We start from the raw sequence: 20,816 nt of genomic DNA on the forward strand, positions 1-20,816 counted from the left end.
AAATCATGGAACAGAAAATACTTGCTTACTTAAAAGAACATGAGACGGAGATCTTTGAGGACTTAAAATCTCTGGTCCTGACAGAGGCCAGCACTTCAGATATTGAGGCTCTGGCAAAGGTGCGGGAAAAGCTGGTCATGCTGATCAAGGAGCGCACAGGAGAGGACTGCTTTGTCTACGAGGCGGAGAACGGACACTGTCCGGTGCGGTTCCAGTATGGAAAGGGTACGGAGAAGATCCTGTTTATCGGTCATTATGACACCGTACATCTCATCGGTGCGCTGAAGTATTATACAGAAGGAAATGGGCTCCACGGGCCGGGTGTTTATGACATGAAAGGCGGACTTATTTCCGCGATCTGGACTGTAAAGGCATATAAGGATCTTGGGATCGATCCGGGAAAGAGGCTGGAATTCATCTTTAACGGTGACGAGGAGACCGGAAGTGCTGAGTCTACCGATATCATTTGTGAGCTTGCGAAGGACGCGAAGGCGGCGCTTGTCTGCGAGCCGTGTACAGCGAACGGAGATTTAAAGACAGGAAGAAAAGGTCTTGTCCGCTTTACCGTAAGGATCCACGGAAAGGCATCCCATGCGGGAAATGCCCATAAAGAGGGGATCAACGCCATCGAGGAGCTGGCGCATGAGATCCTTGCGATCCAGAAACTGACAGATTACGAGGCTGGAACTACCGTCAATGTGGGCGTTTGCAGTGGCGGTACAAAACCGAACGTTGTCCCGGCCGAGGCAGAGATCGAGATCGACTGCCGCGTAAAGACAGCCGCCGAGGGAGACAGGGTCCGCAAGGCGATCAACGAGATCAGGACGACGGTTCCGGGAACCACAAGGGAAGTCATCGAACGGGACAGCAAGATGCCGATGGAGGAGACGGAGGCGAACATGGCGCTCTTTGAGAAGGCGAAGATCTGCGGCGAGAAGGTCGGGCTTAAGTTTTCCCATCAGTTTGTGGGCGGCGGCAGCGATGGAAACGAGGTATCTGCTATGGGTATCCCGACCCTTGACGGTCTCGGCGCAGCCGGTGACGGGGCCCACTCCGCAAACGAGTACATCCTGATCGACCAGTATATTCCGAGGATCGCGATGCTGGCTTCGTTTGTGCTGACGATCTGAGAGATTTCAATATATAAGATATAAACAGAGAGCGTATTGCCTAAAAAAGGTGGTACGCTCTCTGTTTATAAGAAGCTATTTAGTTTTTGATCGGAAACGTGATCTGCGCCTTAAACAGGTCGCCATCGATGATCAGCTCGAACTTTCCGCCCTGAAGAGTTGTCAGGTCTTTCGCGATGGAAAGCCCAAGTCCGCTTCCCTCGGTGGTTCGGGAGACGTCACCGCGGACGAAACGCTCGGTGAGCTCATCCGGGCTGATATTTAACGGGTTCGCGGACACATTCTTGATCGTGAACACAACGTCGGCGCCATGGTCCTCGATCGTGACGTAGACGCGGGTTCCCTCTAACGCGTACTTGAAAGCGTTATTATAGAGGTTTTCAAGGACACGCCATAGCCTTCGTCCGTCTGCCTCGATCATGATGACCTCGTTCGGAAGTGTGTTGACGATCTCCAGATGGCGGATCGCGTATTTTTCCTCAAATTCTCCGGTCGTCTGCTGGACGAGCTCCACGAAATCGATATTCGTGATCTCCAGCTTGATATTTCCGGAGCTTGCGCGGGAAGCTTCCACAAGATCCTCGGTCAGTGTCTTTAACCTCTGGGATTTCTGATCCAGAACCTCCAGATATTTCTGAACCGTCGGGTCTTCAATGTGCTGGCGCTTGATGAGGTCCACATAGTTGATGATGGAGGTCAACGGTGTCTTGATATCGTGGGACACGTTCGTGATCAGGTCGGCCTTCAGGCGTTCGCTCTTTACCTGTTCGGCAAGAGCTGTCTCCAGACCGTCACTGATACGGTTCAGTCCTTCGGCGAGTTCCGCCTCCAGACTCGAGAAATCATTGACATCCACCTTGTAGCTCGTCTCCCCGGAGGCGAGTTTTTCGATGGCGGCATGGATTTTGTCCGTCTGGTCCGCATTCCGGTAGATAAAGTAGAATACCAGAAGGTTTCCGGCGATCCAGGCGATCATCACGAAGATGAACGGCATGAACTGGAAAACGGAATTTTCATGATGGAAGATCATGAATGCCCCCACGGTGATCATGAATACGTTGTATGCAAGATACAGCACAAAGCCTATTGTGATCCGGTAGCGGAACGTGCTCTCGGAGAGTGTTTCTGTAAGATCATGTAGAAAGCTGTTCTTCCAGAGTGTCTCCGCCTTGTATCTGCGGATCAGGCTGAAGAAGGTCAGGATGACGCAGAAATACAGGTATCCGAAGGCCACCAGCAGGTTCGCGCGGTCCCAGTAATCTGATGTCACTACCAGGTGCAGGAGCTTTGATGTCACCGGCGCCATGATGTGGATGCAGAGGTAGGACACGAATGCCATCAGGAGCAGCATGAAATCCGTTTTTGTCCGGTCAAACGGGTAAAGCGTGATGGTCCGGTCAGAGATCGACGCATGTCCGGACAGGAACAGAAGGAACGCGAAGGTCACGAGGGAACCGGCAAGTCCCGCGATCGTAATATAAAGTCCGTTGGAGAAATTCACGCGGGACTTATTATAGGCGGTATATGCCTGAGCATAGTCATCGTTCGCCTTATAGGATGTGTCGAGACCGATGACCACATAGTAGCTGTTGCCGTTGTACGGGTTATTTTTCGACATCAGCGCCGGGATACTCGGAAAGTTGGATTCGAAGTTCGTCCGGACCGCAAGGTCGTTGGAGTCTCCGGAATAGTAGATATATCTTCCCATGGCCATAATGTCATCGTTGGACATCTCCGGCGCGTTGGTATGGATCTCATAGATCGCATTATTTTTTGAGTAGTACGCCACGCGGAAATAGAGATTCGTAAAGTCGCTCATGAGTCTCGAATAGATCGAGTAGTAGGAAGAGAAACGCCTTAAGATCTCATATATCAGATCCGGCATCGTCGAGAAAGACTGATCCGGGCTCGTTAAGTCTTCCTCAGACTGGTAGCAGCGGTAGCGGACATAGACCTGTTCCTGATCTTCCTCGGAGAGCGTCTCCGGACCGCCCTTTAACGCGTAATTGTCGGACTCGTCCATGTAGTAGCCCAGAGATTTTCCGTACTGGATAATATCGTCCAGAGTATAGGATTTCTCACCGCCAGGTCCCGTGGTGACTTCCAGAACGATCTTGGAGTAGTCGACCTCGCCGTTGGATTCAAAAATATCCTGATACTGGACATAATCAAAGATATTTGTGATATCCGCCTGAACCTTTTTGCTGAAATCCGGGGACTGTTCGAAGGTCTCCGTTTTGATCCAGTCCAGACCGCGCCCGTAGTTGCTGTTTAAATACATGAACCCGATCCCCACGAGTGTCACGCAGGCAAAGAGAAAGTGAAGGAAGCCGACGAGACGCTTGAAGAATGAGTTTGTCTTTTTTTCTGCCATCTGGACTCTCCTTACTGTTTCTCGATCTTATAGCCGACGCCCCAGACTACCTTTAAGTAGCGGGGTTCTTTCGGGTTGATCTCGATCTTCTCGCGGATGTGGCGGATGTGGACCGCAACGGTATTATCCGCGCCAATTGCGTCTTCATTCCAGATTTTTTCATAAATTTGATCAATAGAGAAAACTTTCCCCGCGTTCTTTACGAGAAGAAGCAGGATGTTGTATTCGATCGGTGTCAGCTTGATCGGCTCTCCGTCGACGGTAACTTCCTTGTTCTCATCGTTGATCATCAGTCCACCGCACTTGTAGACCTGGGAGCTGCCCTGCTGGTTCAAATTGCCGAGCTGGGTGTAGCGGCGGAGCTGGGATTTCACGCGGGCTACGAGTTCTAATGGGTTAAACGGCTTTGTAATGTAGTCGTCAGCGCCGATGTTTAACCCTAAGATCTTATCGGTATCCTCGGATTTCGCGGAGAGGATGATGATCGGGATACTGCTGGTTTCGCGGACCTTAAGTGTGGTGCGGATTCCGTCGAGACCCGGCATCATGACATCCACGATCATTAAGTTTACTTCATTCTTCTCCAGAAGCTCCAGTGCTTCGTAGCCGTCGTAGGCCTTAATTACATTGAAACCTTCGCCGGTCAGATAAATATTGATCGCCTCTACGATCTGTTTGTCGTCATCGCAGACGAGAATGGTTGGCATAATCGATTCCTCCTCATATCAGACATAATAAAAGATGAAAAATCGTAACTGATCATGTTTCCAGTTACAAAAAAATCAAATCAAAGAAAAAAATATATCATAATCCAGTATAGCATAAAAATGACGCAAAAACATAAGGAACGTTCTTAAATTTTTATGTAGAGATGTAAAGGAGTGTTATAGTACACGGATACTCCATGCCCGCGCACTGTAACAGGATTTTGCCGATGCTTCGCATTCCGAATCGGCAAAATCCGCGGCCATAACGGTATCATACGGAATTTTTAGTTCAGAAAATTCCTACCCATGAAAAGTAACAAAGGTGTTACTGTATTGTACAAAAATTTCAGTTCAGAAAAGCTTTTGGTACGACGCGGCGATTTGATGCAGTGGAATAGGTAAAAAAATATGAACGCAAAAATTTGTGTATAATGTTGTGAAAGCGAGGGATAAATAATCACGCAAGAGGTTAAAATAATAAAAAAATATAGAAAACTTTGTGAGATTTGTACAAAATACATATTTTACCGTGAAAAGGTTGATAATAGTTGTGCAATGTGTTATGATTGAGTTAACTTAAAAAAGAAGCCGTGATAGGAGAGCAAAATGTGATCAGCTAACGATTAGCTGTTGTTTGGTGCGCTCCTTTTCTTTTTGAGAAATGGAGAAAAGTTTAGTGAAACGTTATTTTTATCATGCATTGGAAGAAAACCCGATCATCGCAGCGATCAAAAACATGGATGATCTGGAGCTTTGCTGTTCCATAGAAGAGATACGCGTGGTATTTGTCCTGTTCGGCGATATCTGTACGATCCGGACGATCGTAAAACGCTTAAAGGACGCCGGAAAAATCGTGATCGTACACGTAGACCTGATCGTGGGTTTAAGCAGCAAGGAGGTCGTGGTGGACTTCATTAAAATGTCGACAGAGGCAGATGGGATCATTAGTACAAAGGTCCCACTGATCAGAAGGGGAAATGAACTGAATTTCATAACGGTCCAGAGGTGCTTTTTACTGGATTCCATGGCGTATGAAAATTTAAGACAGCAGCAGCATCAGGTGAAGCCGGATTATATCGAGGTTCTTCCGGGAATCATGCCGCAGGTCATCTCAAAGATGTGTAAGGTGTCGAAAGCGCCGATCATCGCGGGTGGACTGATCTCCGAGAAAGAATCCGTTATGAGCGCCCTCTCAGCGGGAGCGATGGCAGTTTCATCTACGAATCATGAAGTCTGGAAGCTGTGAATAGAATGATAACACAAGCTGTTTCAATGCCGGGAAAAGGGCAGTTGAGATAAAGCATGGGAAAAACTATATTGAAGGAGGAATTGGTATGGCAAAGTATGTAATGGCACTCGACGCGGGGACAACCAGCAACAGGTGTATCCTGTTCAACGAAAAAGGTGAGATGTGCAGTGTAGCGCAGAGAGAGTTTACCCAGTACTTCCCGAAGCCGGGCTGGGTAGAGCACGATGCAGACGAGATCTGGGCAAGTATGCTGGGGGTTGCTGTAGAGGCAATGAATATGATCGGTGCCACCGCGTCGGATATCGCGGCCATCGGTATCACGAACCAGCGTGAAACAACGATCGTCTGGGATAAGAATACCGGAGAGCCGATCCATCACGCGATCGTCTGGCAGTGCCGCAGAACATCGGAATACTGCGACACCTTAAAAGAAAAAGGCCTGACCGACAAGTTCAGAGAGAAAACAGGCCTCGTGATCGATGCATACTTCTCAGGCACAAAGGTAAAATGGCTGCTTGACAATGTACCGGGCGCGAGAGAAAGAGCGGAGAAGGGCGAGCTGTTATTCGGTACGGTTGAGACATGGCTGATCTGGAAACTTACAAAGGGCGCGGTTCATGTTACAGACTATTCCAACGCGTCCCGTACAATGCTCTTCAATATCAATACTTTACAGTGGGATGATGAGATCCTGGCGGAACTCGATATCCCGAAGTGTATTCTTCCGGAGCCGAAGCCGTCAAGCTGCATTTACGGCGAGACAGATCCGTCTTACCTCGGCGGACCGATCCCAATCGGAGGAGCTGCTGGTGACCAGCAGTCCGCACTGTTCGGACAGACCTGCTTCAATCCTGGTGAAGCGAAGAATACATACGGAACCGGCTGTTTCATGTTGATGAACACCGGTGAGAAGCCGATCTTCTCAAAGAACGGTCTTGTTACAACAATTGCATGGGGCTTAGATGGAAAAGTCAACTACGCACTTGAGGGCTCTATCTTCGTTGCAGGCGCTGCGATCCAGTGGCTCCGCGATGAGTTAAGAATTATCGATTCCGCACCGGATTCCGAGTACATGGCAAAGAAAGTAAAGGATACGAACGGCTGCTATGTTGTACCGGCATTCACAGGTCTCGGAGCTCCGCACTGGGATCAGTACGCGCGCGGAACGATCGTAGGAATCACCCGTGGTGTCAATAAGTACCACATTATCCGTGCGACTCTGGAATCCCTCGCATATCAGGTAAACGATGTTCTGGAAGCGATGAAGGCGGATTCCGGTATCGAGCTTGCGGCTCTTAAGGTTGACGGCGGCGCAAGTGCCAACGACTTCTTAATGCAGACACAGGCCGATATCATCAACGCACCGGTGAACCGTCCGCAGTGTGTAGAGACAACCGCTATGGGTGCCGCTTATCTTGCAGGTCTCGCGGTTGGTTACTGGAGCAGCAAGGAAGACGTTATCAAGAACTGGGCGATCGATAAGACCTTTGAGCCGAAGATCGAGGCTGCTGAGAGAGAAAAAAGGATCAAGGGATGGAATAAGGCTGTGAAATACGCTTACGGCTGGGCAAAAGAAGATTAAACCATATATTAAATGAGGAAAAGGTTTTGGGTAAGACGTACGGCTTGTAAAAAATGGACTTGAATGGAAATCATTATCCGAAGTTACAGGAACAAATCAGAAAGTTTTGAAAAAGCAGAAAACTATCTCCGGCTTTTGAGGGGAACGAAAGCCGGAGATGCCTAAAACAACAAAAAGGGGGATTTTCTATGCTGCCTTATATTGCAGAGTTTCTTGGAACCATGATGCTTATCATCCTCGGTGATGGTGTTGTTGCAAACGTAAACCTTAACAAGTCCGGAATGAAAGGTGCAGGAGCTGTCCAGATCACACTGGCATGGGGCCTTGCGGTTCTGGTACCGGCATTTATCTTCGGAGAAGCTTCCGGCGCGTCCTTCAACCCGGCGCTCACGATCGCACTGGCGGTAGAGGGAAGCTTCGCATGGTCTATGGTGCCCGGATATGTGATCGCACAGCTGGCAGGTGCATTTGTCGGCGCATCGATCGTTTACCTGCTCTTCAAGGGACAGTTTGACGCTACAGAAGATCCGGGAACAAAGCTTGGCGTATTCTGTACAGGTCCATCGATCCCGAACACTGGATTAAATATTTTAAGCGAAGCAGTCGGTACATTTATCCTCGTTTTCGCGATCAAAGGTATCGGCAATGTAACTGGTCTTTCAACAGGTGTTGATAAACTCTTTGTATTTGGAATCATCGTTTCCGTAGGTATGTCCCTCGGCGGACTTACCGGTTACGCGATCAACCCGGCAAGAGACTTAGGACCTCGTCTTGCACATGCAATCCTTCCGATCAAGGGCAAAGGCGATTCCAACTTCTCTTACGGTCTTGTAGTTCCGATCGTTGGACCGATCATCGGCGCAATCGTGGCGGTTCTCCTTTATGGAGCGATCCCGTGGTAGGATAAAAAACAGAGGGCTGTGCCCGGTGCAGTACAGCTTAACAATCAGATAATTATGGCATGAGATGAGAGAGCCTGACAGGATAACCGCATAAGGGTATGCGTTTACTTGGCAGGCTCTTTTCTCTTAAAACCGGAACATCGCTGGATCTGCAAAAACGGCAGAAATGGCGGAAAACTTCTAAAAGAGACAGGATGTAAAGGAGTGAACGGTAAATGTATGATGTGATCATAATCGGAGCAGGAGTAGCCGGGGCGGCATCTGCGAGAGAATTGTCGCGGTATCAGGCAAAGATCTGCGTGTTGGAGAAAGAAGAGGATGTCTGCTGCGGTACTTCCAAGGCAAACAGCGCTATTGTCCATGCAGGCTATGACGCGGCGGAAGGCTCCCTGATGGCAAAACTCAATGTACGCGGAAATGAAATGATGGAACAACTGTCGAAGGATCTGGATTTCCCATTCAAAAGAAATGGTTCACTGGTAGTATGTCTGCATGAGGACGAGATGTCAGGTCTCGAAACTTTATATAAAAGGGGAATTGCAAATGGAGTACCGGATCTTCGGATCTTAAACAGGGAAGAACTCCGGGCGATGGAGCCGAATATTTCCGACGAGGCATGCGCAGCTCTCTACGCACCCACGGGCGGAATCGTATGTCCGTTTAACTTAAATATCGCTATGGCGGAGAATGCCAACGCGAATGGAGTAGAATTCCATTTTGATACGGAGGTCACCGACTTAAGACCGGTGGAAGACGGCTGGGAGATCCGGACAAGCAAGGGCACGTATAAGACGCGGTATGTCGTGAACGCGGCGGGTGTCTATGCAGACAAATTCCACAATATGGTAAGCAAAAAGAAGATCCATATCACCCCGAGACGTGGAGATTACTGTCTGCTCGATAAAACTGCCGGAAATCATGTGAGCCATACGGTGTTTGCTCTTCCCGGAAAATACGGAAAAGGCGTTCTTGTGACTCCGACGGTCCACGGAAATCTATTAGTGGGACCGACAGCGATCGATATTGAGAATAAAGAGGGAACCAATACTACGAGAGAGGGCTTAAATGAAGTTATCACAAAGGCAGAGATGAATGTGAAGAACATTCCGATGCGTCAGGTGATCACTTCCTTCGCCGGACTCCGTGCCCATGAGGACGGACATGAATTTCTGATCGGTGAGCTGGAGGACGCGAAAGGCTTTATCGACTGTGCAGGAATCGAGTCTCCGGGCCTGACAAGCTCCCCTGCGATCGGCGAGATGGTGGCGGATATCCTGAAAGAGAAGATGGATCTCAAGAAAAAAGAGAACTTCATCGCGACGAGAAAAGGTGTTCTGAATCCGAATACTTTAAGTAAGGAAGAACGAATCCAGTTAATTAAAGAAAAGCCAGAATATGGAAATATTATCTGCCGATGCGAGATGATCACAGAAGGCGAGATCATCGATGCGATCCGAAGACCTTTAGGTGCAAAATCTTTAGACGGAGTGAAACGCAGAACGAGAGCCGGAATGGGGCGTTGCCAGGCAGGATTCTGTTCCCCGAGAACTATGGAGATCCTTGCGAGAGAGTGCCATAAGAGCATGTTCGAGATCACGAAATCCGGCGGAAACTCGCAGATCGTCAAAGGCATCAATAAGGATTCGTTATAAGAGGGAGGTGTCAGAGCATGAAAACGTATGATATTGTGATCATTGGAGGCGGACCAGCGGGTCTTGCAGCAGCAGTCTCCGCAAAGAAGAACGGGATCGACAGTGTCCTGATCTTAGAGCGTGACCGGGAACTCGGCGGAATCTTAAACCAGTGTGTTCATAACGGATTTGGACTCCACACCTTCAAAGAAGAGCTTACGGGTCCGGAATACGCGGGGCGTTTTATCAGACAGGCGGAAGAACTGAACATTGAATACAAGCTGAACACCATGGTCATGGACATCAGTGAGCAGAAGATCGTGACGGCCATGAACCGGGAGGAAGGTCTTTTTGAGATCCAGGCAAAGGCTGTGATCCTCGCAATGGGATGCAGAGAGCGGTCGAGAGGCGCTTTGAACATTCCGGGATATCGACCGGCGGGAATCTTCTCTGCAGGTACGGCCCAGAGACTTGTAAACATTGAGGGATATATGCCGGGACGCGAAGTCGTGATCCTGGGATCCGGAGATATCGGTCTCATCATGGCGAGACGTATGACGCTTGAGGGCGCGAAAGTCAAGGTTGTCGCGGAGCTGATGCCTTATTCCGGCGGTTTAAAGAGAAATATCGTCCAGTGTCTCGATGACTACGGAATTCCGCTGAAGTTAAGTCATACGGTTGTAGACATCAGAGGAAAAGAACGGCTGGAAGGAATTACGCTGGCGCAGGTAGACGGAAAAGGAAAGCCGATCCCGGGAACGGAGGAGGAATACAGCTGTGATACGCTGCTTCTCTCCGTCGGATTGATCCCGGAGAATGAGATATCCAGGGGAATGGGCGTGGACATGAACCCGGTGACATCCGGTCCGAAGGTCAACGAGAGCCTGGAGACGAACATCGAAGGTGTTTTCGCCTGCGGAAATGTGCTCCATGTACATGATCTCGTGGATTTTGTATCCGAGGAAGCGGCGATCGCCGGAAAAAACGCGGCGGTCTATGTAAAACAAGGCGAGAACCGTCCGTCCGGCGGACATGAGATCGTCTTAAATCCGATCGAAGGCGTGCGCTACACAGTTCCGGGAACCATCGATCCGGCGAGAATGGACGAGGAGCTGACCGTCCGTTTCCGCGTGGGCGGTGTTTATAAGAACTGCTATGTGAGCGCGTATTTCGGTGACGAGCGTGTGATCCACAGAAAACGTCCGGTCGTGGCACCGGGGGAGATGGAGGAACTGAAACTCAAAAAGGCAGATCTTTTGAAATATCCGGATCTTGAGACGATCACGGTCAAAATCGAGGAGGCATAGACGATGGAGGAAAGAAGATTAACATGTATCGGCTGTCCGATGGGCTGTCCTCTTGTCGTAACGATGGACGGCGGTGATGTCGTAAGCGTGACGGGAAATACCTGTAAGCGCGGCGAGATCTATGGACGGAAAGAAGTGACAAACCCGACGAGGATCGTGACTTCCACAGTGCGGGTATCCGGCGGAAGTATCGACATGGTGTCGGTGAAGACGAAAGAAGATATCCCGAAGGGAAAGATCTTTGACTGTGTGAAAGCGTTAAAGACAGTCGAGGTTGCTGCTCCGGTGCATATCGGGGATGTGATCATGAAGGACGTTGCCGGAACGGGAGTTGATGTTGTGGCGACGAAGAACGTGGAGTAAGAGTAAGTAAGGTCAATAAATGCAAGAAATATAGGTGATGATTGAGGTGCTGTCCGCTTACCGTTTTCTGAGGAGAATGGAAGTCGGGCAGTTCCTTTTTATGTGGGAAATTGCAACAAAGCTGCATGCGTCAAAATTTCCTGAAATATGTATCTGGGTGTGCTGCTTGTGAAAATCAGAACATCCGTCCTGAATCTGTTTTTAGTGGATCCAGGACGGATATGTTACTTGCAAAACATATATTTTTAGTTGAATTTAAAGATCGCAGCCCCGTATGCCGGCAGCGGATACGCAAAGGAGTATGGCTGGCCATCGCACTCGCGCTTCTTGGAGCGGGCGGAGAACGCATGCTCGCCGCGCTTGTAGAGCCCATGCCCGGAATCCAGAATCAGGGAGTAGGTTCCGGATTTCGGAACGCCTACCCGGTAATCATCACGGGCAACAGGCGTGAAGTTGATGACAAATAAGAGGTTCTTTTTGCCCGTCTCGTCACGGCGGATAAAGCTGAAGATGCTGCGGTCACCGTCGTTGGCGTTGATCCACTGGAAACCGTTCCAGTCGGAATCCAGCTGCCACAGTGCCGGATATTTCTGGTATACATGCAGCAGGTCGCTGTAATATTTCTGCAGGTCTTTGTGAAGAGGCTCGTCGGCGAGATACCAGTCGAGGGAAACTTTCTCATCCCACTCATGATACTGACCGAAATCCTGGCCCATAAACAGGAGCTTCTTTCCCGGATGCCCCATCATGAAGGTGTATCCGGCTTTCAGGTTCGCAAACTTGTCGCCATTTAAGCCCGGCATTTTGTTGATCATAGAACACTTCAGGTGAACGACCTCGTCGTGGGACAGCGTCAGGATATAATTCTCACTGGTGGCGTAGGTGATGCCGAATGTCATCTTATTGTGGTTGAATTTTCTGAAATATGGATCCAGTTTCATGTACTCCAGGAAATCATGCATCCAGCCCATGTTCCACTTGAAGGTGAAGCCGAGACCTCCCTCTTCCGGCGGTTTTGTGACACCCGGCCATGCGGTGGACTCCTCGGCGATCATCATGGCACCGGTGAGATGCCCGGTGAGTACGCTGTTTAAGTGGCGGAAGAACTCGATAGCCTCGAGGTTCTTGTTTTCACCGTACTTATTCGGAACCCAGTTTCCGTCGCTGCGGCCGTAATCCAGATACAGCATGGACGCAACGGCATCTACGCGGAGACCGTCAACGTGGAAGTTCTCTACCCAGTAGAGGGCGTTAGCGATCAAGAAGTTTTTGACCTCATTTTTGCTGTAATCGAAGACCTTTGTGCCCCAGTCCGGGTGCTCGCCCTTTCGCGGATCTGCGTATTCATAGAGCGGCTGACCGTCGAAGTCGGCAAGTCCGTGGGCATCCTTCGGGAAGTGGGCCGGAACCCAGTCAAGGATGATACCGATCCCTTTTTTGTGGAGGTAGTTCACAAAGTACATGAACTCTTTTGGAGTGCCGTAACGGGAAGTCGGCGCGTAGTAGCCGGTAACCTGATAGCCCCAGGAACCGTCGTATGGATGTTCCGCAATTCCCATGAGTTCTACGTGGGTGTAGCCCATCTTCTTTACATAATCAGCCAGCTCGTGGGCAGCTTCCATATATGTATAGTAACCTTCCTTCTGTGGACGGTCTTTCTTGCGCCAGGAACCGAGATGGACCTCGTAGATTGCCATCGGGGATTTCACAGGATCAGCTTTTTTTCTTGTCTCCATCCAGGCTGCGTCATCCCATTTGAAGCCGTTAATGTCTTCTGTGATAGAAGCGGTTCCCGGACGGAATTCCGCATGGACCGCATACGGGTCAGCCTTGAACAGGATCATTCCCTCCTGTGTGGTGATCGCGAATTTATAGAGTTCTCCGAGACCGACGCCGGGAATAAACGCCTCGTAGATTCCGGAGTCAGCTAACGGGGACATCGGTGCGGCGTCCGGATCCCAGCCGTTGAAATCGCCCACAACACCGACGGCCTTTGCGTGGGGAGCCCAGACGGCAAAATACATTCCGGCTTTCCCCTTATAAGTCTTTGGATGTGCACCAAGTTTTTCGAAGATTTTATAATGGGTCCCCTGTCCGAAGAGATACCGGTCCAGTTCGGTGATGAAACCGAGACCGATCTCCTTTGTTTTGGCAGGAGCTGTGGTTTTCTTTGTTCTTGTCATCACTTAAACCTCCTGAAGTTTAAAGATCGCGCCGCCGTTTGCCGGGAGCGTGACGGAAAGTCTGCCGTTTTCGAGGGAGAATGGGATCTCTCCGGGCAGCAGGGATACAACATCTGAGGCTGCGCATGGCAGCGGGATCGAGATGGATGCCGGCTGTTCATCATTATTGACAGCGGAGATCACGGTTCCATGTTCCCCGGACCGGCTGAAAGCATACTGGCGGTTCGTGAGGAGAAGTTCCTTGTAGGAGCCGTTGTGGAACGCGTCATTTTCTGTGTGGATTTTTCCGAGTGCCGCGATGTGGGACGCGAGCTCCGGAGCTTTTCCAAGCATGTCAGACAGGTTGAGTGCCGGGCGAAGGACCTCATCGGATGTTCTGGAACGCTTTCCTTCAATTCCCCACTCACTTCCATAATAGACAGAAGGAATTCCGGGGAGAGTGAAGAGAAGCTGGTACACCGGAAACAGGTTTGCCAGGTTGTTTAATTTACTTGCGATCCGGTCCTCGTCGTGGTTGTCCACAAAGGTGTAAAGCGATCTTCCCACCGCCTCCAGACGTCGCACATTGTGGGCAATCTCAAAGTAGTTGTGGTCATTGTGACCGGAGTAGAGCGCCTTGTGAAGCTCATAGTTTGTCACGGAATGCAACATTTCCGGGTTCACCCAGCGGTTATATTCGCCGTGGATCACCTCGCCCATGAGCCAGAAATCAGGTTTCATGGCGGAGGTCTTTTCCCGGAGCTCTTTCATGAACCCGAAATCCAGGACGTTCGCGCAGTCCAGGCGGATCCCGTCGATATTGAAGTTGTCGACCCAGAACTGGATCGAGTCAAACAGATACTGGCGGACCTCCGGGTTCCGGAGATTTAAGCAGGGGAGCTCGAAATGTCCCTGCCAGGCCTCGTAGCCGAATGGGTCACCCAAAGGGCTTCCCCAGCCGAAGTTTACGCCGCGGTACCAGTCCTTATACGGGGAAGCTTCCCGCTTTTCGCGGATATCCTGGAAAGCGAAAAACTCACGTCCGGTATGGTTGAAGACGCCGTCCACCACAACGCGGATTCCGTTTTCATGGCAGAGGCGCACAAAACGGGCAAAATCTTCGTTGGAACCAAGTCTGCGGTCCACGAGACGGAAATCTTTTGTATCGTAGCCGTGGGTGCAGGACTCAAAGAGCGGTCCGATGTAGATCGCGGAGCCATTTAAGTCGCTGATATGCGGGATCCAGGACTCAAGCTCCGTGAGCCGGTGGGCGGTCTCTGTGAGCGTGTTTGTTTTTTCTGCCCCCAAAAGTCCAAGGGGATAAATAGGGTAAAAGACAGCCTGTTCGTACCAGGTATGCATGGTTATCAGACCTCCTGAAGCTCCCGTTTTTTCAGGCGGCGGAGAAGAAACTGATACCGGAGCTGCGCGGCGTTCAGCTCATAGATATAGCAGTCGACTAAGGTCGGGTCAACGACCTGTTCGAACTGGTTCTGGGCGGATAAGATCGCCGTTTTGCTGAGCTCGATCTGGCGCTTCAGTTCATTTGTTTCCCGGCGGTAAGCCTGTTTGGAAGCATTTTTTTTCGAAAAAAACATAAATATCATACCCCAATTCCTTTACGGATAGTGCCAACAGCAGTCTGTTTCAGGCGGCCGAAGGCTGTTTTGCCGAATTTTGTTCACAGATAGGCTTTGCCGGATCGCGGCGCGTCTGTCTGTGGAGAAAACCAGAAGTTTCTGTAATTGGTAGTATGAGGATCATTCACCCGGAATATTCAGGATTCCGGATATTTTTCAAGCTCTTCTTTCAGACGACCGAGCTTGTCGATGGCGCTTTTGTTTGTGAGATAATAATAATTGCACACGCCTTTTCTTAAAACATCGATCAGGCCGGTATCTTTTAAAATCTTTAAATGGTGAGAAACAGCTGGACGGGAGAGACTTGTCCGGTCCGTGATCTCGTTGACATTTAAGCCGGGGATCCGTCCTTCACCAGTGGTCTGTGTCTCAAAGAGACACTGCAGGATCGTCAGTCTTGTTCGGTCACCGAGCGCAATAAATAAAGGAATGCACTCTTCAAAGATATCGCCCAGAAGATTTTCTGAGATCATGAATTCTCTCCTTTCCGGAATGTTTTGGTTTAAAAATTTAAACTTAATTGCATTTTACCATTTTTCCTGAATTGCGTCAATGAATTGTTCAACATTTCTGGAAAATGATGGGTGACATAATATTTTTTGGTAAAATTTGACGAAAAATGGCACCTTGATTTTACGAAACTGAAATTGACTTTCGGCCAAAATTCAGAGATAATAGGGGCACATTCAGAAATGAGTTCTTCATTTCTAGATAGCAGATGTATGACCGGCAGCTTCGCCGGATGCCCGGATTCAGGGCATGAAATCCGTTTAACGTATTGATTTTTGAATTGCAGTAACTGGGAAAAGGCTCTTTTTTGATCCTTTCGGGAGAATTCTGTTCTCCGGGGAAGGTGATTGGAAAAGATGGCTGTGCGGGAGGTGATCTTATCGTGGTATTGTTTGCAGTTTTGCTGTCCGCAGCGGTGACAGACTGAAAGAAAGGAAAGATCTTTCACATTCAGATCATAGCAGGGATCGCGGCTGGAATAGTCCTTGCTTTTGTAGAAAGCAACAAGTCGTCGGGGGCGCAGCCTTTGGTGACTCTGGCGTTTATCGAGGTTGGATCATTTATCCTGCGGTTTGTGGGGACATGCGCGGTCTTTTACCCGTTTTTCCTGTGCCGGACCATCGGCGCGGGGGATATCAAGCTTATGGGAGTAGTCACTGGATTTCTGGGAGTCTGGGATGGCGTGCTTGTAATTGGTCTTGGAATGGTCTTTGCTGCTGTAGCGGCGTCTTACCGGATGATCAAACAGGGAACTTTCTGGTATCGCATGGAGCGGGCCGCCAGATTTGCGGTGGAGACGGGAATGAAAGGGCGGCTTACGGAATATCCGGGGTATTTTGAAAAAGAAAGTCTTTTACGGCTGGGGCCGTATCTGTTTGCGGGGTACTGTCTGTTTTTACTGATCCAGTAAAGAGACGGGAACGCATATCTTACAGGACTGCTTAGCGGTCTGATTGAACGTATGCCGGAGTCTGATTCCGGCGGGGGAAAGGAAATGAGAAGACATGAAAAAGCTGATAGCGGTTTATGACGCGGATACCAGGTATGCGGAACGGTTGTCTGATTATGTAAACCGAAAGGAAAAGGGAGTTTTTACCGCCCAGGCGTTTACTTCAAAGGAAAAGCTGGCGGAGTACGCGAAAAAGCATGAGATCGACGTTCTGCTCTCGGGGGAACGGACGGATTCCGGGGATATTTCCGGAATCCCGTCGGCCCAGAAGATCTATATGTCTGAGGAGACAGAGAAGCAGATGGATTCTGGAAAGGAGATCTATAAGTTCCAATCCGGGGACGATATTATCCGGGAGGTGATGGCTGCCTACAGTGAGATTCCGGGGATCCGGCCCAATACTGCTGGAGCTATGGGGCAGTCCAGGCGGATCATCGGAGTCTACTCGCCCATCGGAAGATGCGGGAAGACATGCCTGGCGTTAGCAATCGGACAGATCCTTGCTAAGGAGGAGAAGGTCCTGTTTGTGACACTGGATACCTTTACGGGGTTTACAGGACTCTTAAATGAGCGGTGGAAACGTGATCTTTCTGACCTCATCTACTACTATAAACAGGATCGTTTTCATGTGATCCGGCTGAATTCTATCGTCTATTATCTGGGGGACATGGCGTGGATCCCGCCGATCCGCATTCCACAGGACTATACGCAGCTGTCGGTGCAGGAGATGGCGGATCTTTTGGAACGGATCCTGCAGGAAGGAAATTATACGACGCTGGTTCTCGATGTGGGGGATTACGGGCGGGATGCGCTGCCGTTACTGGAAAAATGCCAGGTGATCTACACGCCGATCCGGGAGGACCCGTTTTCTGCAGAAAAAATGCGGGAGTTTGAGGAATACCTGGAGGCAGTGGGAAACGGCGCGGTCATGGAAAAGATCCAGAAGATCCATGTGCCGATGGTGACCGGCGGGAGAAGAATGGAGCATTTTCCCCAGGAACTTCTGTGGGGGGATATGGGTGATTTTGTGAGGAGTCTGCTGAAAGGACAGAGGAACTTATGGGACAGCTGAAACAGATGCTGCGGGCGCAGATCCTGGCAGAGATGACATATGACCGGCAGATGTCGGACGAGGAGATCGCGGAGCTTATCGATCGGAGGATGGATGTCTGTATGGAGGAACAGCCGGAGGAATTCCCGCAGACACTTGGGGAGCGCCTAAAGCTTCACCGGGAACTCTTTGATTCGTTCAGACGTCTGGATATCCTGCAGGAGCTGGTGGACGATCCGAGGGTGACGGAGATCATGGTGAACGGGCCGGACCAGGTATTCGTAGAGACAGGGGGAAAGATCGGGCGGTGGGAAAAGTCTTTCGAATCCAGGGAGCAGTTGGAAGATCTGATCCAGCAGATCGTCAGCAGTGTGAACCGTATCGTCAACACGTCGATGCCGCTGGCGGACGCCAGGCTTTCAGACGGATCCCGAGTTCATGTGGTGTTGGAGCCGATAGCGTTAAACGGTCCGATTTTGACGATCCGGAAATTTCCGGAGCCAATGACGATGGAACGCCTTTTGGATTATGGAAGTATTTCCCCGGAAGCCGCGGACCTCTTAAAAACACTTGTAGCTGCGCGGTACAACATTTTCGTCAGCGGCGGAACCGGAGCGGGAAAAACGACCTTTTTGAATGCACTCTCAGAGTTTATCCCGCCCGGTGAGCGCGTGATCACGATCGAGGACGCAGCGGAGCTGCAGTTAAACCACATCGAAAACCTGGTGCGGATGGAGACGAGGGAAGCCAATGCGGAAGGTGCCGGGGCTATTGGGATCGGGGAGCTGATCCGGGCGGCCCTTCGTATGCGGCCGGACAGGTTGATTATCGGTGAAGTACGTGGAAAAGAGGCGCTGGACCTTTTACAGAGCCTCAACACAGGACATGACGGCGGCTTTTCCAGCGGACATGCCAACAGTGTGAAGGATATGCTGTCCAGGCTTGAGACTATGGTGCTGATGGCAGCTGATCTGCCGCTGGCGGCGATCCGGAGCCAGATCGCGTCGGCGGTGGACATTATGGTCCATGTGTCAAGAATGCGGGACAAGACGAGAAAAGTAACGGCGATCGAGGAGGTGGACAGATTTGAAAACGGCGAGATCATCCTCAATCCCCTGTTTACCTTCCGTGAAGCGGAAAAAGCAGGAGACGGTTTCGGAAATACAGGGAAAGTGGAAGGAAGTCTTGAGCAGATCGGAACGCTTAAGCACCGGGAAAAACTCAGACTTGCAGGGTATCGAGTATGAGACGTATACGCTGAGCCGAAGGGAGTGGGTGCTTTACGGGGCAGAAGGAATTCTTTTGGCAGCGGCGCTGGACTATGTGTTTTACCGGAGTTTTCTTTTGATTTTGCTTATTTTTCCGGCAGGGATCCTGTTTCCACTGACCTTAAAGAATAAGCTGAAGCAGAGGCGGATGGAAAAACTGCGGGGAGAGTTTAAGGACGCGATCCTCGCGGTGGCATCAGGGCTGAATGCAGGGTATTCGGTGGAGAATGCATTTGCGGTGAGCTTAAAGGAAATGGAGGAGATCCACGGGAGCGATTCTATGATCGCGAAGGAGATCCGGCTGATCCTGCGAAAGGTCCGGATGAATCTGACATTTGAGGATGCTTTGGGGGACTTTGCGGCGAGAAGCGGCCTGGACGATGTGAAAAATTTTGCGGACGTGTTTCTTGCGGCGAGAAAGAGCGGTGGGGAACTGATGCGGATCATCGCCAGGACCGCAGAGATCATCGGGGAAAAGATCCGGATCCAGGAGGAGATCCTGACGGCAACGGCATCAAAACGCATGGAGCAAAGGATCATGAGCGGGATTCCTGTTCTGATCGTTATCTACATTGAGCTGACGTCACCGGGATTCTTTGGGATCCTGTATACAACGCTGGTCGGGCGGATGCTGATGACGGTCTGCCTTGCAGTCTATCTTGCTTCATGCTGGCTGGCCGATCATTTTCTGGAGATCGAAGTATGAGAGAGAAGTCGCGAAGAGGCAGGTTGAACGAATACGGAAAAGAGTATGGAAAGTATGCGGCGTGTGTGCTCTCTGGTTTCGCACTCTACGGGTTATCAGAGGCGGCAGGAGAAATAGGGGATCCTGTCCGTGACAGAGTTCTCGTCCGAAATGAGTATGGCGGCGGGGACCGGCAGTATGAGCTTCTGGTGGAAGGTCTGGAAAACGGGAAGGAACAGGTGGAAGTCACGGTTCCCGAGAGGAAAATGTCAGACGCGGAGGTCCGGAAAGAACTTCCGGGGATCGTGGAGTACCTGGAGGGGGAGATACTGGGGAAAAATTCGTCTCTTTCGAAGGTACAGAGTGACCTGAACCTTACCAGGACGATTGCAAAGTATGGACTTTCTGTTGAATGGGAGTCCGAGGCCCCAGAGACCGTGAGCGATATGGGACTGATCGGCTCCGAGGTGCCTGAGAGCGGGAAAACGGTGACTCTGCGGGCAGGACTTATGAACGGATCCTCAGTTACCTGGGTGGAGATCCCTGTGACGGTGTTTCCGGAAGCCGAGACGCTGGGAGAAACATTTGCTGTGTTTTTGGGGAAGCTTGCAAAGAAAGATCTGGAGACAGGACAGGTGGTGCTGCCCGAGACTTTTGACGGGAGAACTTTACATTATCGGTCGGCAGATGGAGGCGGAAACGGCGGACTGATCTTTCTGGGGATCGCTGCGGCGCTGTGTCTGTTCCTGAAGGAAAAGAGTGACGCCAAGGAAGCGAAAAAGCAGTGGGAAGACCGGATGATCCTGGATTATCCGGAGCTGTTGTTGAACTTTGTGGTTCTGACCGGGGCCGGTTATCCGGTCCGACAGGCATGGAAAAAGCAGGTCATGGATGCAGAAAGCAAAAACACAGTGCTTCTTCATCCGGTATATCGGGAGATGAGAAGTGCCTTGAACCAGATGGAGACCGGGACACCTGAGATCCGGGCATACGGGGAATTTGGGCGGCGGATCGGTCTGGGATGCTATATAAAATTTGCGTCCCTGCTTGGAAACAGTGTGAGTACGGGAGGAAAAGATCTGAGGCGGCTTCTTGAGGAGGAGATGGAGACGGCATTCCGTCAGAGAAAAGAACTTGCGCTCCGAAAAGGCGAGGAGGCGTCCACAAAGCTTCTGATCCCAATGTTTCTCATGCTGGGGGTTGTGATGGTCATGGTGGTGGCACCGGCGTTTTTGGCACTGTAGAGACTGAAAAAAAGATCCTTTCTGTTTTAGCTGCATGGTGGAAAATGCCTGCGGCAGGAATG

General features: G+C 50.4%; 18 protein-coding genes. 12 read left to right on the forward strand and 6 right to left on the reverse strand.

Annotated elements, in window-relative coordinates:
* Window positions 1–5: 5 nt before the first annotated feature.
* On the forward strand, window positions 6–1,130 hold the full coding sequence (locus ABCW45_RS06015) for a M20 family metallopeptidase (RefSeq protein ID WP_117471187.1): 1,125 nt from the start codon (window positions 6–8) through the stop codon (window positions 1,128–1,130).
* A 79-nt stretch (window positions 1,131–1,209) separates the two neighbouring features.
* On the opposite strand, the gene ABCW45_RS06020 is transcribed toward ABCW45_RS06015, so the two are convergent.
* Together ABCW45_RS06020 and ABCW45_RS06025 are read right to left on the reverse strand one after the other, a co-directional pair.
* Window positions 1,210–3,504, reverse strand: coding sequence for a HAMP domain-containing sensor histidine kinase (locus tag ABCW45_RS06020; RefSeq protein ID WP_117471188.1), 2,295 nt, complete (start codon window positions 3,502–3,504; stop codon window positions 1,210–1,212).
* A gap of 11 nt (window positions 3,505–3,515) precedes the next feature.
* Window positions 3,516–4,211, reverse strand: a complete 696-nt coding sequence (locus tag ABCW45_RS06025; protein ID WP_015552872.1) for a response regulator transcription factor — start codon at window positions 4,209–4,211, stop codon at window positions 3,516–3,518.
* A gap of 676 nt (window positions 4,212–4,887) precedes the next feature.
* On the opposite strand from ABCW45_RS06025, the gene ABCW45_RS06030 reads away from it, so the two are divergent.
* The 6 genes from ABCW45_RS06030 to ABCW45_RS06055 all read left to right on the forward strand — a co-directional run bounded on the left by ABCW45_RS06030 (window position 4,888) and on the right by ABCW45_RS06055 (window position 11,245).
* Entirely contained in the window at window positions 4,888–5,457 is a 570-nt protein-coding gene (locus ABCW45_RS06030) for a glycerol-3-phosphate responsive antiterminator (RefSeq protein ID WP_343220466.1), read from the forward strand.
* Between the two features lie 88 nt (window positions 5,458–5,545).
* The gene (gene glpK, locus ABCW45_RS06035) at window positions 5,546–7,042 is read left to right on the forward strand and encodes a glycerol kinase GlpK (RefSeq protein WP_343220467.1); all 1,497 of its coding nucleotides are present in this window, start codon (window positions 5,546–5,548) and stop codon (window positions 7,040–7,042) included.
* A 188-nt stretch (window positions 7,043–7,230) separates the two neighbouring features.
* Window positions 7,231–7,944, forward strand: coding sequence for an MIP/aquaporin family protein (locus ABCW45_RS06040; protein WP_343220468.1), 714 nt, complete (start codon window positions 7,231–7,233; stop codon window positions 7,942–7,944).
* A 215-nt stretch (window positions 7,945–8,159) separates the two neighbouring features.
* Entirely contained in the window at window positions 8,160–9,596 is a 1,437-nt protein-coding gene (locus ABCW45_RS06045; protein ID WP_343220469.1) for an NAD(P)/FAD-dependent oxidoreductase, read from the forward strand.
* A 17-nt stretch (window positions 9,597–9,613) separates the two neighbouring features.
* Window positions 9,614–10,882, forward strand: coding sequence for an NAD(P)/FAD-dependent oxidoreductase (locus ABCW45_RS06050; RefSeq protein ID WP_343220470.1), 1,269 nt, complete (start codon window positions 9,614–9,616; stop codon window positions 10,880–10,882).
* Between the two features lie 3 nt (window positions 10,883–10,885).
* Window positions 10,886–11,245 carry a DUF1667 domain-containing protein gene (locus ABCW45_RS06055; protein ID WP_117483844.1) on the forward strand — a complete coding sequence of 120 codons (360 nt, stop codon included), beginning with the start codon at window positions 10,886–10,888 and terminating at the stop codon, window positions 11,243–11,245.
* A gap of 245 nt (window positions 11,246–11,490) precedes the next feature.
* Here the strand turns inward: ABCW45_RS06055 and glgB are convergent, their stop codons facing one another.
* From glgB to ABCW45_RS06075, 4 genes are all read right to left on the reverse strand, one after another.
* On the reverse strand, window positions 11,491–13,428 hold the full coding sequence (gene glgB, locus ABCW45_RS06060; RefSeq protein WP_117471193.1) for a 1,4-alpha-glucan branching protein GlgB: 1,938 nt from the start codon (window positions 13,426–13,428) through the stop codon (window positions 11,491–11,493).
* Window positions 13,429–13,431: 3 nt separating this feature from the next.
* Window positions 13,432–14,769: an alpha-amylase family glycosyl hydrolase gene (locus tag ABCW45_RS06065; protein WP_343220471.1), complete on the reverse strand. Its 1,338-nt coding sequence runs from the start codon at window positions 14,767–14,769 to the stop codon at window positions 13,432–13,434.
* Window positions 14,770–14,774: 5 nt separating this feature from the next.
* On the reverse strand, window positions 14,775–15,005 hold the full coding sequence (locus tag ABCW45_RS06070) for a YaaL family protein (protein ID WP_117471201.1): 231 nt from the start codon (window positions 15,003–15,005) through the stop codon (window positions 14,775–14,777).
* A 179-nt stretch (window positions 15,006–15,184) separates the two neighbouring features.
* A complete protein-coding gene (locus tag ABCW45_RS06075; protein ID WP_015552883.1) occupies window positions 15,185–15,520 on the reverse strand; it encodes an ArsR/SmtB family transcription factor in 336 nt (111 codons plus the stop codon).
* A gap of 563 nt (window positions 15,521–16,083) precedes the next feature.
* On the opposite strand from ABCW45_RS06075, the gene ABCW45_RS06080 reads away from it, so the two are divergent.
* The 5 genes from ABCW45_RS06080 (at window position 16,084) to ABCW45_RS06100 (ending at window position 20,754) form a co-directional block, all read left to right on the forward strand.
* Window positions 16,084–16,467, forward strand: a complete 384-nt coding sequence (locus ABCW45_RS06080) for an A24 family peptidase (RefSeq protein ID WP_343220472.1) — start codon at window positions 16,084–16,086, stop codon at window positions 16,465–16,467.
* A gap of 94 nt (window positions 16,468–16,561) precedes the next feature.
* On the forward strand, window positions 16,562–17,578 hold the full coding sequence (locus tag ABCW45_RS06085) for a P-loop NTPase family protein (RefSeq protein ID WP_015552884.1): 1,017 nt from the start codon (window positions 16,562–16,564) through the stop codon (window positions 17,576–17,578).
* Window positions 17,566–18,804, forward strand: coding sequence for a TadA family conjugal transfer-associated ATPase (locus ABCW45_RS06090; RefSeq protein ID WP_015552885.1), 1,239 nt, complete (start codon window positions 17,566–17,568; stop codon window positions 18,802–18,804). Before ABCW45_RS06085 ends, ABCW45_RS06090 begins: the two co-directional genes overlap by 13 nt.
* Entirely contained in the window at window positions 18,785–19,531 is a 747-nt protein-coding gene (locus ABCW45_RS06095; protein ID WP_343220473.1) for a type II secretion system F family protein, read from the forward strand. The genes ABCW45_RS06090 and ABCW45_RS06095 overlap by 20 nt, the downstream gene beginning before the upstream one ends.
* Complete coding sequence (locus ABCW45_RS06100; RefSeq protein WP_343220474.1) at window positions 19,528–20,754, forward strand: immunoglobulin-like domain-containing protein; 1,227 nt, start codon at window positions 19,528–19,530, stop codon at window positions 20,752–20,754. The genes ABCW45_RS06095 and ABCW45_RS06100 overlap by 4 nt, the downstream gene beginning before the upstream one ends.
* The last annotated feature ends 62 nt before the right edge of the window (window positions 20,755–20,816 follow it).

Origin of the sequence: Pilosibacter fragilis, assembly GCF_032490495.1 — a bacterium.
Classification (GTDB): domain Bacteria; phylum Bacillota; class Clostridia; order Lachnospirales; family Lachnospiraceae; genus Pilosibacter; species Pilosibacter fragilis.